The 13,158-nt window shown below is 73.4% G+C and carries 15 protein-coding genes, 1 pseudogene and 1 riboswitch; of the genes and pseudogenes, 9 read left to right on the forward strand and 7 right to left on the reverse strand.

The genetic code is table 11. The features are described 5' to 3' along the window. Positions 1-234 (reverse strand): TetR/AcrR family transcriptional regulator (locus tag ACFXA3_RS17705; protein WP_385187733.1); only part of this gene is annotated, 234 nt, incomplete at its 3' end. A 152-nt stretch (positions 235-386) separates the two neighbouring features. Here ACFXA3_RS17705 and ACFXA3_RS17710 point away from each other — a divergent pair. Continuing rightward, positions 387-1,520, forward strand: coding sequence for an FAD-dependent oxidoreductase (locus tag ACFXA3_RS17710; protein WP_385187735.1), 1,134 nt, complete (start codon positions 387-389; stop codon positions 1,518-1,520). A gap of 34 nt (positions 1,521-1,554) precedes the next feature. On the opposite strand, the gene ACFXA3_RS17715 is transcribed toward ACFXA3_RS17710, so the two are convergent. From ACFXA3_RS17715 to ACFXA3_RS17725, 3 genes are all read right to left on the reverse strand, one after another. Further along, positions 1,555-1,989, reverse strand: coding sequence for a hypothetical protein (locus ACFXA3_RS17715; protein WP_385187737.1), 435 nt, complete (start codon positions 1,987-1,989; stop codon positions 1,555-1,557). Continuing rightward, positions 1,982-2,425: an Ohr family peroxiredoxin gene (locus tag ACFXA3_RS17720; protein WP_385187739.1), complete on the reverse strand. Its 444-nt coding sequence runs from the start codon at positions 2,423-2,425 to the stop codon at positions 1,982-1,984. The genes ACFXA3_RS17715 and ACFXA3_RS17720 overlap by 8 nt, the downstream gene beginning before the upstream one ends. Positions 2,426-2,505: 80 nt before the next feature. Continuing rightward, positions 2,506-2,568: riboswitch (guanidine-III (ykkC-III) riboswitch) on the reverse strand. Positions 2,569-3,399: 831 nt separating this feature from the next. After that, positions 3,400-3,777 carry a hypothetical protein gene (locus ACFXA3_RS17725; RefSeq protein WP_385187741.1) on the reverse strand — a complete coding sequence of 126 codons (378 nt, stop codon included), beginning with the start codon at positions 3,775-3,777 and terminating at the stop codon, positions 3,400-3,402. A gap of 341 nt (positions 3,778-4,118) precedes the next feature. On the opposite strand from ACFXA3_RS17725, the gene ACFXA3_RS17730 reads away from it, so the two are divergent. Continuing rightward, positions 4,119-4,409, forward strand: coding sequence for a hypothetical protein (locus ACFXA3_RS17730; RefSeq protein WP_385187743.1), 291 nt, complete (start codon positions 4,119-4,121; stop codon positions 4,407-4,409). A 62-nt stretch (positions 4,410-4,471) separates the two neighbouring features. On the opposite strand, the gene ACFXA3_RS17735 is transcribed toward ACFXA3_RS17730, so the two are convergent. After that, a complete protein-coding gene (locus tag ACFXA3_RS17735; RefSeq protein WP_385187745.1) occupies positions 4,472-4,786 on the reverse strand; it encodes a hypothetical protein in 315 nt (104 codons plus the stop codon). A 173-nt stretch (positions 4,787-4,959) separates the two neighbouring features. Between ACFXA3_RS17735 and ACFXA3_RS17740 the strand changes: the two genes are divergently transcribed. Continuing rightward, positions 4,960-5,265 (forward strand): ArsR/SmtB family transcription factor, encoded by a 306-nt coding sequence (locus ACFXA3_RS17740; protein WP_385187747.1) that lies wholly within the window; start codon positions 4,960-4,962, stop codon positions 5,263-5,265. Next, entirely contained in the window at positions 5,262-5,654 is a 393-nt protein-coding gene (locus ACFXA3_RS17745; RefSeq protein ID WP_385187749.1) for a VOC family protein, read from the forward strand. Before ACFXA3_RS17740 ends, ACFXA3_RS17745 begins: the two co-directional genes overlap by 4 nt. 25 nt (positions 5,655-5,679) lie before the next feature. Here ACFXA3_RS17745 and ACFXA3_RS17750 read toward each other — a convergent pair whose 3' ends face one another. Next, positions 5,680-6,180, reverse strand: coding sequence for a hemerythrin domain-containing protein (locus tag ACFXA3_RS17750; protein WP_385187751.1), 501 nt, complete (start codon positions 6,178-6,180; stop codon positions 5,680-5,682). Between the two features lie 154 nt (positions 6,181-6,334). Between ACFXA3_RS17750 and ACFXA3_RS17755 the strand changes: the two genes are divergently transcribed. Continuing rightward, on the forward strand, positions 6,335-7,165 hold the full coding sequence (locus ACFXA3_RS17755; RefSeq protein ID WP_385187753.1) for an alpha/beta fold hydrolase: 831 nt from the start codon (positions 6,335-6,337) through the stop codon (positions 7,163-7,165). A 154-nt stretch (positions 7,166-7,319) separates the two neighbouring features. Here the strand turns inward: ACFXA3_RS17755 and ACFXA3_RS17760 are convergent. Beyond that, a pseudogene (locus ACFXA3_RS17760) lies at positions 7,320-7,421 on the reverse strand (hypothetical protein); the annotation flags it as partial. Positions 7,422-7,948: 527 nt separating this feature from the next. Here ACFXA3_RS17760 and ACFXA3_RS17765 point away from each other — a divergent pair. From ACFXA3_RS17765 to ACFXA3_RS17780, 4 genes are all read left to right on the forward strand, one after another. Next, a complete protein-coding gene (locus tag ACFXA3_RS17765; RefSeq protein ID WP_385187755.1) occupies positions 7,949-8,416 on the forward strand; it encodes a lamin tail domain-containing protein in 468 nt (155 codons plus the stop codon). A 288-nt stretch (positions 8,417-8,704) separates the two neighbouring features. Then, positions 8,705-11,545 carry an AAA family ATPase gene (locus ACFXA3_RS17770; RefSeq protein ID WP_385187757.1) on the forward strand — a complete coding sequence of 947 codons (2,841 nt, stop codon included), beginning with the start codon at positions 8,705-8,707 and terminating at the stop codon, positions 11,543-11,545. A 110-nt stretch (positions 11,546-11,655) separates the two neighbouring features. Next, positions 11,656-12,258, forward strand: a complete 603-nt coding sequence (locus ACFXA3_RS17775; RefSeq protein WP_385187759.1) for a DUF6426 family protein — start codon at positions 11,656-11,658, stop codon at positions 12,256-12,258. Beyond that, positions 12,258-13,158: Fic family protein (locus tag ACFXA3_RS17780; RefSeq protein ID WP_385187760.1), on the forward strand; the 901-nt coding region annotated here is incomplete at its 3' end. The genes ACFXA3_RS17775 and ACFXA3_RS17780, both read left to right, overlap by 1 nt.

A 13,158-nucleotide genomic window follows, 5' to 3' on the forward strand; every position in this document is an offset into this window, starting at 1 on the left:
GTGCTTGAACAGCGTGGTGTTCGACACGTCGGCGGCGTCCGCGATCTCGCGGATGCCGACCTCGTCGTACCCGCGCTCCAGGAAGAGGTGCAGCGCGGCGTCGGCGATGGCCCGGCGGGTTGCGGCCTTCTTGCGCTCGCGGCGCCCCGTCGGCGCAGGCGGGGGACCGGTCGTGGCGCTGGGCGTGGTGCCGGGCGTAGGGCCGGGCGTAGGGCCGGGCGTGGTGCTGGGCATGCCCACACCCTACTCCTTCGGTTCACTCGCTTCAAAAGTTGAGTCGTTGCACTTATTGGGTGAGTGTGCTTTTTTGGAACGGCGGCTGCGGGGCCCCTCCCGCCGCCCCTCTTCCCGGCACTGCTGCCGGCAACGAACGGAGCACCACCCCCATGAACACCCTCCCCGCGCCCCGCATCGCCATCATCGGCGCCGGCCCCGGCGGTCTGACCTGCGCCCGCATCCTGCAGCTGCACGGCATCACCGCCACCGTCCACGACCGTGACGCGGGCCCCGACGCCCGCGACCAGGGCGGCACCCTCGACCTGCACGCCGACAACGGCCAGATCGCCCTGCGCGAAGCAGGCCTGCTGGAGGAGTTCTTCCGACTGGCCCGGCCCGAGGGGCAGGAGATGCGCCAGATGGACGCGGCCGGAGCGATGCTGTTCCACCAGGTCCCCGAGGAGGGCGAGCGGTTCAAGCCGGAAATCGACCGCGGTCAGCTGCGCGACCTGCTCCTCGACTCGCTCCGGCCCGGCACCGTGCGCTGGGGCCACACCCTGCAGGCCGTCGGCGGCCCCGCCGAAGGCCCTCGACGGCTGCAGTTCACCGACGGCACCACCCTCGAAGCCGACCTCGTCATCGGGGCCGACGGCGCCTGGTCCACGGTGCGCCGGGCCATCTCCCGGGCCACCCCCCGCTACAGCGGCGTGAGCTTTCTCGAAGCCTGGTTCCACGACGTCGAGACCCGGCACCCCGACATCGCCGCGCTCGTCGGCCAGGGCAGCGCCGCCGCAGCCGACGGTGACCGCGGCCTGTTCGCCCAGCGCAACAGCGGCGACCACATCCGCGTCTACGTCATCCAGCGCGTCCCCGCCGACTGGATCACCGGCGCCGGCCTCACCCCCCAGGACACCGACGGCATCCGCGCCCTCCTGATGGAGCGCTTCGGCGACTGGTCGCCCCGCCTGCGCCGGCTGATCACCGACAACGACGGCCCCTACGTCAACCGCCCGATCTTCGCCCTGCCCGTCCCGCACACCTGGGAGCACGACCCCACGGTCACCCTGCTCGGCGACGCCGCCCACCTCATGCCCCCGCTCGGCGTCGGCGTCAACCTGGCCATGCTGGACGCCTGCGAACTCGCCCTCGCCCTCGCCCGCCACGACACCGTCGCCGAAGCCGTCCACGCCTACGAGAGGACCATGCTCCCCCGTTCGACGGAGACGGCCCGGCTCCTCGACGGCGCCGCCGACCACCTGCTCTCCACCGAGCTGCCCGACTTCGCCACCGCCGGCGACCACTGACCGCCCGCGGTGCGGAGGCAGTAGCCGTCGCCGGTCACGTCCGCCAGTACGTACCCGTACGGGAATCGACGTGCACGACATGCCGGCCGACGCGCACCACGCGGTAGCCGGCACCGGTCCAGGAGCCGGTGTCGCCCTCGGCGCCCGGCAGCGGGGTCCAGACCTCCAGGAACGTGCTGCCGTCCGGGTTGGTGCCCCACTCGATCAGGTTCGCACCCTCCCACCGGAAGGCGCCCGTGTCCTCGCCGGGCTCGCCCTCCAGGTGGTGGAACCGGACACGGGAGCCGTCGAAGGTCGTGACGCCCGCGAAACCCCGGCTGTCGGCGAAGTGCGGACCGGCCTGGAGCCACACCACCTCGCGGTCTTCCACCAGGGGCCCGCCGTTGCGGCTGATGCCGCGCCGCAGCCACGCGCCCCGCTCGGGCGGCGCGATGCCCTGCCCCTCCCGGGCCGGGAGCGGCTCAGGCATCGGCGCCGGCGTCCACGGCCCGCAGCGAGAGCGCGATGTTCCCGCGGACCGCCTGGGAGTAGGGGCAGACGGCGTCCGCCCGGTGGAGCAGGGGCAGGAGGTCGGCCGCCTTCCACCCCGGCAGGGAGACCGTGAGGCCGACCGCGAGACCGTAGCCCGCAGGCGTGTCCGTGGTACCGAGCTGCACCTCGCAGGCGACGCGCGCGGCCGAGGCGTCCGCCCCGAACTCGGCCGCGACCTCGGCCAGCGCAGACGTGAAACAGGCGGCGAACCCGGCTGCGAACAACTGCTCGGGGTTGGTGGTACCGGGCGTGTTCTTGCGCGGCGGCGCCAGACGGACGTCGAGACGACCATCATCGGTGAGCACCGAACCGGTGCGGCCCCCACTGGCGTGGGCGGTCGTCCGGTAAAGGGTGCGGGTCAGCGGCACGGTCATGTGGTCAGCCCATCTGTACGACACGGGAACGCCGCCCGGGGCCGGACAGCGCCACGGCACCTGCCGGTGGGGCGGTGCCTTGCGCGTCGTCGTGCGTGACCGGGTACGGCGCATCTCGTCCGGGGCCTGGGGACCGGGCCGCCGAACAATCTAGCAACGCGATCGCCCCAGCCGGGACGCCCCCCGCGGTGACCCGCCTCACCCGCTACGGCCTCGCCGGGACGCCCACCGCCACCGCCTGTCCGGACAGGCCGTGCCGGGCGGCAGCCCGTCGGCCGTACCCGAGGACGACGGACCGACCCCGGCCGTGCTTCCGGACGGTGCGGTCGCCGTCACCCCCGCGGGCCGGCTGCTGTGCATGACCTCCGGGTACGGGCTCGGCAACTGGGCCGGAGCCCACCCCGACATCCGCACGTGCGGTACGGCGACATGCCGGTGGGGCGCGGCAACCGGCCGTCGCCCTCGTTGACCGAGGCCTTGCCGGAGCTCACCGGCACCGGCGGCAGCCTTACGGACATCTCGACTCCGGGACGTCCACCGCGGAGAAGCCGTTCGAGCCCCTCGTCCGCTTCGCCCTGCCGCACTGCACACCCGCGGGAGAGTTGCTGCTCGCGCACCCAGGAGGGGCGGCCGGAAGCGTCAGTCTCCGCCACCGCCCCCGCAGGACGAGCCGCCCCCGCAGGACGAGCCGCCGCCGCAGCCGAATCCTCCGCCGTCGCCCCAGGAACTGCCGCGGCGCTTCCGTGGCGGCTTGTTCCGGTCGCGGACCGCCGCGATGAGTATCACGATCAAGGCGATCGCCACGACCACGAGATATCCCATGTCCTCCACCCCCGTTTCCCCGCCATTCTCATCGAGAGGGAGAGGGTGGTCCCGCCACTTGAGGAACATGAGAGCTTGAGCCGCTGCACCTGCACCTGCACCTGCACCTACACCTGCACCTCACGCGTCCGCTGCGCCCGCGGCCCGTACGTTCACAGGACCGCGACGGTGAAGGGGTTGTCGACGTAGCTCCCCTTGAGGTCGTACGTGAAGACCGTGACGGTGTTCGCGCCGCAGACGGGATTGGGAGCGGTGCTGAAACTGCGGCGGTTGGAGTTGGGCAGCTCGACCTGCACGATGCTGAACGCCACGTTCACCTGGTCGCTGACGTTCACGCAGTACCGGCCGGTGTCGACGTGGCGCACCCAGTCGATGTTCTTCGCCCGCCTCAGCACACCGGTGGCGGAGACGTCTGCGGCGGCCTGGACGTACGGCGAGGTGATCGGCGTCGGATCCGCCGCGGCAGCGGGAGCAGCGAGTGCCCCGGTCACGGCGACAGCGGCAAGCAGGACGGGCACGGTACGGCGCATGACTCACACTCCCGAAGACGACGGCGGCCCACGACGAGCCGCGAACCATCGCACCACCCTCGCCGACCCCTCCGTACGAAGCGGCCGCACGAGGAACCGGCATCGGCCAACCGGGAGCGAAGGTCACCCGTCCGGCCCCTCGGAGGCGTTCCGCGAAGCCGCCTGGTTCTGACGGCCCGGCCGCAACGCCGGGGCGTCCTCACCTCCCCGGGGGCGAGGGACTCGTGTCGGCCATTCGCGTCCGATCCGCGGAGGGCGAGGGCCGTCCGGGAGTACGTTGGGCGCCCGCTCACCGTCCTGCGGAAGGAGGCCGGTGCCGGCCGCCCGCCGGCCCGGACAACATGTCGTACTCGTCCTCGTACTCGATGAAGCGCATTCCTCGTGGCGGCCTTCGTGCCGCCGCCACCGCCCTTGCCGTCGGCGGACTTCTGCTCACACCCGCCGCGGCGACCGCCGCCCCCTCCGATCAGTGCCGGTGTGCCGCCCTCCAACGGGATCTCGACGCCTACCGCCGCGGTGAAGTCCAGTACTTCGTCGACCCCGTCCCCGCCTGGACGAAGGAAGCGGCACGCCACAGGTGCAACATTCCGGGCCTCGACCGGCCCGGGTCCGTTCACGACCTCCCCGGATGACGCGGCGCCGGGTGCCGACGGCGCCGGGCGCTCCCACTGGCCCGGGGCTGAACGGAACCGGGTCAGCGCCGGCGGCGCGCCCCTGAGTCCAGCCGCCGCGCCGGATCCTGGCCGAGGGTCTCCTGGAGGCGGACGTGCGCTCCCGTAACGGTGAACGCGACGTTCAGGCTGCGGCACATCCGCTGCGCGCGAGCCACGGCGCTGAGCGTGGCGGGGGCCGGTTCGGCGGTGGGCAGTTCCAGGATGACCCGCTCCGGGCGGTTGGCCGCGACGAGCGCCTCGATCTGCAGGGCAGCCGCCGCCCGGTTGGTGATGTCCAGGTCCCTGTGGACCTTCACTCTGAGCGTGCTGCGGTCGAGCGTGTGCGTGACCAGCATGTGCAAGGCCTCCAAAAGCCGGCGGGGGCAACGCGGAGTCCGCGACGCCCCCGCCTTCAGCATGCATCCGTCCTCGGGTCCGGGCAGCTCGTTCACCGCCGTGTCGCCGAAGGTCCCCGGCCATGGAGCGTGGCGACTTGATAGGCAAGTCGCAGCTTGCCTATGGTGGTGGCGTGGCCGACGAACTCTTCAAAGCCCTGGGCGATCCCACGCGCCGCATCATTCTCGACGAGCTCGTGGAGAGGTCCGGCCAGACCCTGTTCGAGATCTGCTCCCGGCTGAGCATGAAGCACCGGCTCACCATCTCGCGCCAGGGTGTCTCCCAGCACCTCGCGGTGCTGGAAGCGGCCGGGCTCGTGGACTCCCGGCGGGAGGGCCGCTACAAGTTCCACGACCTGAACACCGACCCGCTGCGGCAGATCGCCGAGCGGTGGCCGTCGCCGCCCGCCTCGTCCGAATCCAAGGAGAACGCCCCATGAGGATCCACCTGACCAGCCTTTTCGTCGATGATCAGGCCAAGGCGCTGCGGTTCTACACCGAGATCCTCGGTTTCGTGAAGAAGCACGACGTCCCGCTGGGTGGGGAGCACCGGTGGCTGACCGTCGTCGCCTCGGACGAGCCCGGCGGCACCGAACTCCTGCTGGAGCCCGCCGGCCATCCGGCCGTGAAGCCGTACCGTGACGCCCTGGTCCAGGACGGCATCCCCCTCGCCCAGTTCGCCGTCGACGACGTGCATGCCGAGTACGAGCGCCTGAGCGGCCTCGGTGTCCGTTTCACCCAGGAGCCCCTCGCCATGGGCCCCGTCACCACGGCCGTCTTCGACGACACCTGCGGCAACCTGATCCAGATCGCCACCCCGCCCGAGTAGCCCGTCCCGGGTGGGGCTCCCGCGCTCAGCCGCCGACGATCTTGCGGACGTTCTCGATGCTGCCGCAGTCCGAGGCGAGCTGCCGCTCGCGTTCCCGGAGGAAGGCCGAGCCCAGCTCGGCCCGGCGCTCGTCCGGGACGTTCTCCCGCGCGCCGTTGAGGATCGTCCGCTCCTCCTCGTCGAGGTGGTGCGTGACCGCCTTGACCAGTTCCTCGAGCTGCTCGTCCCATTCCTCGGACCCGACGTCTTCCACCTCGAGCAACTTCAGCAGGGTTTCGTTGCCCTCGGCGTGCTCCTCCGACCCGTGATCCACTTCCTCGTTCTCGATGTCCCGGAACCGCTTCAGCGCGCCGTACACCTCGCTCTCCTCCGCCTCTCCATGGGCGATGAGCAGCGCCGAAAACTCTGCCAGCGCCGCGGCGCGGTCGGCCTCCACGCTCCGCATCCGGCGGAACAGCTCCTCCATGGTCCGGTGGTCCTCCAGGATCACCGCGACGACGTCGTCGTTCTTGCTCGCGCCCGACATGCGACCAACCTCCTCTACCGGATCCCCTGATCGGCGCTTGCTCCCTCACGGCTACGTGAAACGTCCGGCCTGGTCGTCGGTGAGCGTCTCGGCCCCGGATCCCCACGGGATAACCAGGTTGTACAACCGGGTTATAGCTGACAGGATCCGTGTCATGCCCACCTTCTGCGCACCTGACGGAACCCAGCTCGCGTACCGCGTGATCGGCGAGGGCGACCCGGTCGTCTGCGTACCGGGAGGTCCAGCCGACTCCGCCTACCTCGGCGACCTCGGAGGCCTGGCCGCGCACCGCCGGCTGATCCTCCTGGACCTTCGCGGCACCGGCCGGTCCGCGGTTCCCGAGGACACCTCCTCCTACCGCTGCGATCGCCTGGTCGGCGACGTCGAGGCGCTGCGCGACCACCTCGGCCTTTCCGGGATGGATCTCCTCGGGCACTCCGCCGGAGCGAACATCGCAACGCAGTACGCGGCCCGGCACCCGGAAAGGACCGGCAAACTCGTCCTCGTCGGCCCCGGCACCCGAGCCGTGGGGGTGGGGATCACGGGGGAGATGCGGCGCGAGGTCGCACTGCTGCGCAAGGACGAGCCGTGGTTCCCGGCGGCGTTCGCAGCGCTGCAGGCGATCACCGAGGGCACGGGCAGCGACTGGGAGGCCGTTGCGCCCTTCTTCTGGGGCCGGTGGGACGCCACGGCGCGGGAGCGGCATGCGGCCGCCCGGCCGGGCAACCAGGATGCCGTCGCCCTCTTCGGCGCCGAGGGTGCCTTCGACCCGCAGGGCACGCGTACGGCGCTCGCCGCCTGTGCAAGCCCCGTCCTCCTGCTCACCGGAGAGTTCGACGTCAACAGCCCGCCCGCGTCGGCTGCCGAGTTCGCGGGAGTGTTCCCCGACGCCACCCTCGTGGTGCAACCGGGAGCGGGCCACTGTCCCTGGATCGACGACGCTCCCCGGTTCGTGGCGACCACGACGGATTTCCTCGGCGGATGACCCGGTCCGCCCGCAGCCGCACCACGCAGCGGGTCGGCGCCCGGTACCAGATCTTCCCGGCCTTCTCGTTGCCGATGCCCGTCACCGCCGTGCTCCGCCGCAGGCCCTCGCCGATCGTGTGGTCGGGCCGGTCCTCGCCGCTGTTCGCCGAGAACTCCACCAGGGTGGCGAAGACGTCACTCGTGGGCTCGTTCAGGCCGCCGGCCTCGCCGCCCGGATCCAGGCCGGCGGTCATGCCGGTGATGCCGTGCGTCATTTCGCGGGCCACCCCGTCGGCGCTCTGCGGGTCGTCCCCGGTTCCGTCGCCCCGGACGTCGTCGGCGTCCGAGGACGGCCTGCCGAAGTCCCAGCCCCGGAACCGGTCGTTGGCCAGGTTTGCGCACCTGGAGTCCGCCGCGCCCGGGCTCGGAGGTTTGTGCTGATGTAGACGCGGGTGCGAAGAATTCCGGAGAACGGTTGTTACTCGATCCGCTGCTCCGGGTGGGTGAGGCGGTGGGTGGATGCGCCCGGTGGTGCGCCGGAGCGTGTCGTTCCGGTACGGCGTCGGCGGTGCGGGTGGGTGTAGCGGGCACCTGATGTCAGGGCCACGCCCGACCGATGTGTGTGCGGTGTGCAGGCGACCGTGACGGGAATGTCCGTGTCCGGTAACCGCCGCCCGGTGGGGCTGCAGCGGGGTGGGTACGGGGTCGAGAGTGTGGCCCTCGGCTCGCTCCGGGCCGGGACCCCACAGCGCCTCGCCGCCCCTTTCGGCCGGCGGGACACTGCTCTTGAGGGAGCGTCACCATGGCATCTGTTTCCTCCTCCGTTCGACGCATCGCCGCCGCAGTGCTGGTGGCCGGATCCGTCGTCGGCGCCGCGGCGTTGCCGGCAGCCGCCCAGGACCACGGCAAGCGGCAGCATCCGAGGGTGGAGATCAGCCGGGTCCAGGCCGACAGCCCCGGACGCGACGACCGTTCGAACCGGTCGCTGAACGGGGAGTGGGTGGAGATCAAGAACACCACCGGCGAGGGCATCAACCTCCGCGGCTGGACCCTGCGCGGCGAGGACGGCAACCGCTACCGCTTCGACAACGTCCGCATCAACGGCCGGGCCACGATCCGCGTCCACACCGGAACCGGCCGCAACACCCGCACGGACCTGTTCCAGAACCGCCGCGACTACGTCTGGGACAACCGCGCCGACACCGCGACGCTGCGCGATGACCGCGGCCGCACGGTCGACACCGAGAGCTGGGGCCGACGCCACCGCTGACCGGTGTCCACGTGCCGGCGGCCGCCTGGACGGCGGGCGACCGCCGGCACCGCACCGGAGGCGGAGGACGACGTGACCGGCGCCCGGGACCGGATCTTCCGCGCATGCGGATGCGGATGCGGTACGGATTCCGATGCGGATTCCGATGCGGATGCGGCCGCGGGCGCGGGGTGGCCTGCCGCGGCGGGCGGGGGCGGCGCTTCGTACGGTTCTCGTCTCTTGTCACCTTCTTGTGAAGATCGTTAGCATTCCCCGCAGTCGCCCTCCGGGGCGCGGAGGGGGGCAGCCGTGTCAGACACACCGGCGTTGGCGGGGCGGCGGGAGGAGACCGCAGCGCTCGTCCGGGCCGTCGAGGACCTCGGTGCGGGCCGTGGCACGGTCCTGGAGGTCGCGGGGGACCCCGGCACCGGAAAGACCGCCCTGTTGAACCTGCTCGCGCAGCTCGCCGTCGAACGGGGTGCCACGGTAATGCGAGGCCGGGCCCGCTCCCGGGAAGCCAAGCCGTACCAGGTCTTCCGCGAGGCCTGGATACGGTCCACGGCCCCGGCGGCGGCCGCCGCCCCCCGCCCGCCCGCAGCCGAAGCGGGTCCGCCGTGGGACACCGCCGCCGACCGCGAGCTGTTACGCGCACTGCTCGACGGATGCGCGCGCCGGGACGGCGGCCGCGGGAGCGTTCTCGTCCTGGACGACCTCCACCACGCGGATCCCGCCTCGGCCCGGCTCGTGGAGCTCCTCGCCGAGGAATGCGCCGGGCGCCCGCTGGTCCTGGCTCTGGCCCTGCGGCCCCGACAGACCCCGCCGGCCCTGCTCGCCGCCCTCGACGACGCCTCGCACACCGGGCACCTCCTCCGCCTGGAGCCCGCGCCGCTGGACGCCGCGGCCATCGCCTCCCTGGCCGGCGGCTGCGGGCCGGCCGAGCAGCTGGCCACGGGTTCCCTGGGCAACCCGCGCGCCCTGCGCGTCCTGATGGCGGCGGGCCACGACCCCGACCAGTGGCCGACACGGTCCGATGCGGCGGCAGGCCCGCTGCTGCGCGCCGCCGCACCGGTGTTCGCCGAACTCGAAACCCTCCCGGCCGACTGCGCCGAGGTGCTGGCCGCCGCCGCCGTCCTCGGAGAACCCTTTCACCCCGGCGACGCCGCGCACGTGGCCGGGTGCCCCGCAGACCGCACCGCCGCCGCCCTCGGCGCCCTCGCCGCCGCCGACCTGATCCGCTCCGGCGGACCGGCCGGCGCCCTCGTCTTCCGCCACCCCGTACTGGGACACCTCGTGCACCACCGGATGAACCCCGGCCTGCGCCACGACGCCCACCGCCGCGCCCTCGCCCTGCTCGACGCCCGCGGCGCCGGGGCCGCCGCCCGCGCCCGGCACGCCGAACACGTGCTGCCCGCGGCCGCCGACCCCGTACGAGTCCTGCGCGTACTCGCCGAAGGCGCCGCAGAGGTCCTCGCCCGCGAACCCGCCACCGCCGCCCGCTGGCTGCGCCTGACCCTCACGTACTCACCCGCCGAAGGCGGCGGAGGCCATGCCCGCGCCCGCCTCGCCCTCGACTGCTGCCGGGCCCTCACCGCCGCCGGCCGACCACAGGAGGCGCGATCCCTCGCCCACGAGCTGCTGCGCACCCCCGGCGCCCTGCCCGGCCGGCTCCGCACGGAGGCACTGGCGGTGCGGGTCGGCATCGAGCGCCTCCTGGGCCGGTACGAGGAGGCCGACGCGGCGGCCCGTACCGTCGTCGACGCACTGGCCCGGCCGCTGTCCGCGCCGCTGCCCCCGGAGACGGGTGACCTCGTCTTCGACTACGGCCTGCTGCACGCCCTGCGCGGTACCGCCGCCGAGGTCCGCGACCTCGCCCACGAGGCCGCCCGGGCCGTCGCCGCAGCGGACGAGGACCGACGCACCGCGTTCGGTGTCCTGGCCGCCTTCTGCGACAGCTACGTCGGCGACTTCACGCGCGCCGTTCCCGAAGTCGCCCGGTACGCCCGGCTCGTCGACTCCCGCCCCGACACCGTGGCGGGCCGAGCCCCCGAGGTACTGGCCCTGCTGGGCTGCGCCGAGCTGTACGTGGAGCACTTCGCCGACGCCCGCCGCCACCTCTCCCGGGGCCTGGCGACCGCGGGCGGCGGCGCGCACAAACACATCGCGGTCAACCAGCTGCTCGGCCTGTCGATCCTGGACCAGTGGGCGGGCCGCCTGGACACGGCGCAGCACCACGCGCGCGAGGCCGAGCGGCTCGCGGGGGAGATCGGCGCCCCGGACGCGGCCGGCCTCGCCATCGCCCTGCGCGCCTCGGCACTGTTGTGGGCCGCCCCGCGGCGCAGGACCCCCGAGGCCGTGGAGCTGGCCGAGGCGGGGCTGCGGGCCACCGTCCCCGGCACCGGCTGGTGGGCGGGCTCCGCCTTGGGCCTGCTCGCCGTGGCCAGGCTGCTGGGCGGCGATCCGGCCTCCTGCCTGCGCACCCTGGTGGAGGGCGGCGGACCGGAACTCGAACTGCTCCAACCCCCTTCCCGGACTTCCCTGTTCGCGCTGATGACCACCGCGGCGGCCCAGTGCGGCGACCTCGCCACCGCCGCCCGCGCCGCCCGCGCGGCCGACACCGCCGCCGAGCGCCTGGGCCGGACACCGTTCCAGCAGGCACAGGCCGACCGGGCAGCCGCCGCACTCGCCCTCGCGCACGGCGATCCCGCACGGGCGGCCGACCGTTCCCTCGACGCGGCCCGCGCCTTCGCCGCCCTGCGGATGCCGGTCCTGCGGGCCTGGACGCTGATCGCCGCAACCCCGGCCCTGGCCGTGGCGCACGGCCCCGCGGTGGCCCTCGGCACGCTCGACGAGGCCCTGGAAGCCGCGCGCGCGTGCGGGGCGCTGCGGCTCTGCGAGGACGGCGCCCGGGCACGGGCCGCACTCGTCGCCGCGAGCCCCGGCCCCGGCACCGCGGATCCGCTCGCCGCGCTCAGCGTCCGGGAGCGCGAGGTGGCCGAGCTCGCCGCCACCGGGCTGTCCTCGCGGCAGGTCGCCGAGCGACTCGTCCTGAGCACCCGGACCGTCGACACCCATCTCGGCAGCGCCTACCGCAAGCTCGGCGTCTCCTCGCGGGTGGCCCTCTCCCGACTGCTCGGACCCCCGGTTGCGTAGCCGCCTTGCGTAGACCTACGGATGCCCGCCGGCGCCGTCGCCAGCAGACTCTCCCACGACGGGGGCGCGCGGAGCGCGCCCCACCCCGACTCACCTCCCGTGGAGAGACCGTGCAGCTCAAGACCGCGCTGAGTGCCGTCGCACTCGGCGTCACCGTCCTCACCGCCGTACCCGCCCTGGTGGTGCCCCAGGCGGCGTTCGCCGCCGACTGCTACACGAGCTGCGACCCCTGGGACAACGTCAACGACCCCATCGTCGTCATCGGGCACATCCCGCCCGAGTCGGACCACAGCGGCCAGCCCTGGTACGGGGGCGGCGGCGGGAGCGGCTCGCACACCACCGCGATCGTGGTCAGCCAGGGCGCGAAGTGGGAGGAGGCGATCGACGACCAGTTCAAGTGCGTCCGCAACACCGGCCAGACCGTCCTCGGGATCGACCAGAACATCAAGTACAACGTGTCGGTGAAGGTCAACGCGGGCCTGACGGCCGAACTGTCCGCCGCGCTCAAGGCCGAGGTGGGGACCGAGCTCAACACCGCGGTGGAGAAGTCCTACGGACTGCACACCAGCGTCAATCCGGGCCAGAGCATCGGCGTGTACGTCGAGTGGCAGACCAACGTCTACGCGATCACCACCACGAGCAGCGCCGGCCAGAGCACCCAGGCGGTCAACGTCACCGCGCCCACCGGCGTGATCTCGGTACACGGCTGCTGATGGCAGCCCCCGCCACCGCGGTGGTACGGCGGATCCGTCCCGTCGTACCACCGCCGGACGCCGAGTGCGTACCCGCCGCGGACCGGGCCCGCGCCCACGGGGCACTGGCCGCCCTGACCGCGGCCACCGCCGCGCACCTCGGAAATCCCGACCTCTTCCACCGCCCCCGGATCCGTACCCGGCTGCACGTGCGGCACGTGGACCCCACCGCTCCCGCGCTGCTCGCCGAGCGGCTCGCCGACGCCGCCGAGGGCCGTACCGCCGCCGGGCTGCTCGCCGTCGCCTCCGTACGGGACGAACTGCGCGAACGGCCCGGCCGGCGGCCCTGTTTCACCCCGGACGCGCTCGCCGATCTGCACCGGATGCTGGTGGCGGGCGATCCGAGCATCCCCGGCCCGGGCGGCTTCCGGCGCGCCCCCGCACGGGTCATCTGGCCCGACGGGCAGCGCTTCGCCGTCACCGTCGCTCCGGGGCGCGCCCTGCACGGCCACGTCGAGCGCTGGTACCGCTGGGCCGTGGGGACGGCCTCGCCGGCGCTGGACGCCGCCGCGTTCGGGATGCTGCGGCTGTTCACCGTCCATCCGTTCCCCGACGGCAACGGCCGCACCGCCCGCCTGCTCGCCCAGTGCGACCTCGTGGGCGCCGGCCTGCTGCCCGGCCTGCTGCTCGACGTCGAGGGCTGGGTCGACGCCCACCGCGCGGAGCACGACGAGGCCGTCGTCGCCGGTGCGGAGGGGGAGTGGGAGTGCTGGGGCGCCCTGTTCGCCCGGGCGGTCACCGAGACGGCCCGGCACCGCACCGCCACCGTCACCGCGTACGGGAACCTCCTCGACGCGGTGCTCGGCCGGGGGGCGGGCGCCCCCGGCGCGCCCCCCGCGGTGTCTTTTAAACAACAGTCGC

This window comes from Streptomyces sp. NPDC059456 (genome assembly GCF_042750055.1).
In the GTDB taxonomy this organism is placed as follows: Bacteria; Actinomycetota; Actinomycetes; order Streptomycetales; family Streptomycetaceae; genus Streptomyces.